Source organism: Pseudoalteromonas sp. TAB23, from assembly GCF_000498075.1.
Taxonomy (GTDB): domain Bacteria; phylum Pseudomonadota; class Gammaproteobacteria; order Enterobacterales; family Alteromonadaceae; genus Pseudoalteromonas; species Pseudoalteromonas arctica.
In genome coordinates this window covers 1-1,938 of the sequence record NZ_AUTP01000259.1, presented here as the reverse complement: position 1 = coordinate 1,938, position 1,938 = coordinate 1, and the positions used below count along the sequence as shown (strand labels likewise).

General features: G+C 49.6%; 3 protein-coding genes and 1 pseudogene. All 4 read right to left on the bottom strand.

Annotated features, from left to right (window positions below):
- A pseudogene (locus tag L654_RS0115585) lies at positions 1 to 609 on the bottom strand (hypothetical protein); the annotation flags it as partial.
- Positions 606 to 995, bottom strand: a complete 390-nt coding sequence (locus L654_RS01000000126195) for a phage tail protein (protein ID WP_263640633.1) — start codon at positions 993 to 995, stop codon at positions 606 to 608. The gene L654_RS01000000126195 and the pseudogene L654_RS0115585, both read right to left, overlap by 4 nt.
- Positions 992 to 1,177, bottom strand: a complete 186-nt coding sequence (locus L654_RS1000000128585) for a phage tail protein (protein WP_263640632.1) — start codon at positions 1,175 to 1,177, stop codon at positions 992 to 994. The genes L654_RS01000000126195 and L654_RS1000000128585 overlap by 4 nt, the downstream gene beginning before the upstream one ends.
- Positions 1,174 to 1,884 (bottom strand): hypothetical protein, encoded by a 711-nt coding sequence (locus tag L654_RS0115575; RefSeq protein WP_024608383.1) that lies wholly within the window; start codon positions 1,882 to 1,884, stop codon positions 1,174 to 1,176. Before L654_RS0115575 ends, L654_RS1000000128585 begins: the two co-directional genes overlap by 4 nt.
- Positions 1,885 to 1,938: the final 54 nt, after the last annotated feature.

Below are 1,938 nucleotides of genomic sequence, written 5' to 3'. Positions count from 1 at the left end.
TGCTGTTTCTAATTTGTTTTCGTGGCTGCGTCCGTAGTTTGTATTGCCGCGCGGCACTGTGCCATTTGCATAAGACCACAGTGCTATTGCTGCCCACTCGTGAATGCTCATCATGTGCCAGCCGTCGCCTTTGTTGTTGCATAGCGCTTTTGCTGCATCGTAATTAACTGATGTGCGAGGCTGCACGCCACCGATAACACTGCAGCCGCCATTTGCTCCGGCTGATGCTAGGTATTTACCAATGTACACTTCGCCCAACTGCACACCGTTGCGCATAAACATGGTTGGTATGCCTGTGCCTAGATTTAAATCTACGCTGTATTTTTCTTGGATTTTTGCTGCCAACTCTTCGTATGTGAACGGGGCAATTGCTACCATTACATTTGGGTTGCCTTGCTCGTCGATGATGACTTTGTTGCGGCCACCTGACGCGTGCTCGATTGCGTTGCGGTAACCTTCTGATGCAACGATTGCCATTTCGTTTGCTTTGGCTTTTACGAACTGGTCTAGCTGCGTTGTTTTGCTGTCGATTTCGGCTGCTTTGCCTTCGATTGCTGTTGTTAGCTGGTCGGCTGCGGTTACTAGCTGGTTTATTTGCGTTACGCTCATGATAGTTCCTTGCTGAAATTGCTGAAGTTTTTATTTAAAAAGTAATTGCGCACAGTGCGGCGCATGTTGTTTATTTGTGCCGTTGCATTGCTGGTTGCTAACAGTGTTAGCGCGTCAATTTGCGGGCTGTAGTCGAACATCCACGATTGCGCTGGAATGGTAATGCGGGCTAGGGCTGCAGCTGCCGCAAACTTTAAAACGAACGAGCGGTTGTGCACGTTGTTTACGCCTTGTCGTTTTCGCTGTAGCGGTAGGTAATCGACTGCTAGCAATGTGCCGTCGCGCGTAACTAGGCCAATCCAGTTATAGTCAAAGTCGCCGATGTCTTGCTCTAGCACTACTGCCCATGCGACCGTGTTTGCATCAACATAGCCTGACGTATCTATGTTGCGGCGGNTTGTGCGCCGCCCGGCATTTTCTCGTTTGGGTTGCGGGTTGCTTGCTCGTTTAGCCCGGGTATGTTTGCAAACACTAGCTCTGTTACCTCAAGCCCTTTGTTTTGCAGCGTTGCTGTTGTTATGTATGCCTTGCCAGCATTGGTCATTATGCCGGTTATTGCCTGATTCATAGTTGCTCCTTGGCGGTGCTTATGCCGCCGTCTTTGCTTAAAAACCCATAATGCTGGTGCGCGGTAATGTTGTGCTGCACGCCAATGTTTATTGCTTGGTGGCGCGTGTTGCTTGTTAGTGCGTCTAGCCCTAAAAAGCTGTGGGCTACGCCGTGATCAATGCCAGTTATTGCGTTTATTTTTGTTGCTGAGCTAACGTAGTTGTTATCCCATTGCACATGCGTTATGCCAAGGCTTAGCGATACTGCTGCCAAGTTATGCACTGTTAGCTCGTATCGGCGGCATGTTCGGCCGTACAACTGTATTAGCTCTGGCAACAGCTCGTATGCGCTTGCTAGCGTTGAGTCGGTCATGTCGATTGCAATAATATCCCAGTCGCGCCCCTCTATTCGCTCGCGCACATTTATGACCTGGAGATCCAGCCGGTTAAAAATGTCTTTTATGGTTGCTATTTCTCCGGCGTCAATTGTATTGACTAATGCGTGCTGTACGCGCTTGCGGTAGAGATCCAGCGGCTCACTATCTAACCGCTGCGTTAATCGCTCCCACGCTAGCAGGCCGAGAACTGGCTCTTCGTTTTGCAGCTCGTCTTTTTGCTGCACAGCCCACATAACGTAGTTGCGCGACTTGCTCCAATACCCTGTAGCCGCTTTTACAAGCTTTTCTGCGTAGCCTTTGTTTAGCCATGTTGCTATTTGGTTAGCCATTTTCGACCTTAGTTACTGTTAGCGATGAAAGCACGGGTAGCCAGTTAGCGGCGG

Coding starts and splice junctions, on each gene's coding strand:
- L654_RS0115575 (WP_024608383.1), bottom strand. CDS start 1,884: ATGGCTAACCAAATAGCAACATGGCTAAACAAAGGCTACGCAGAAAAG.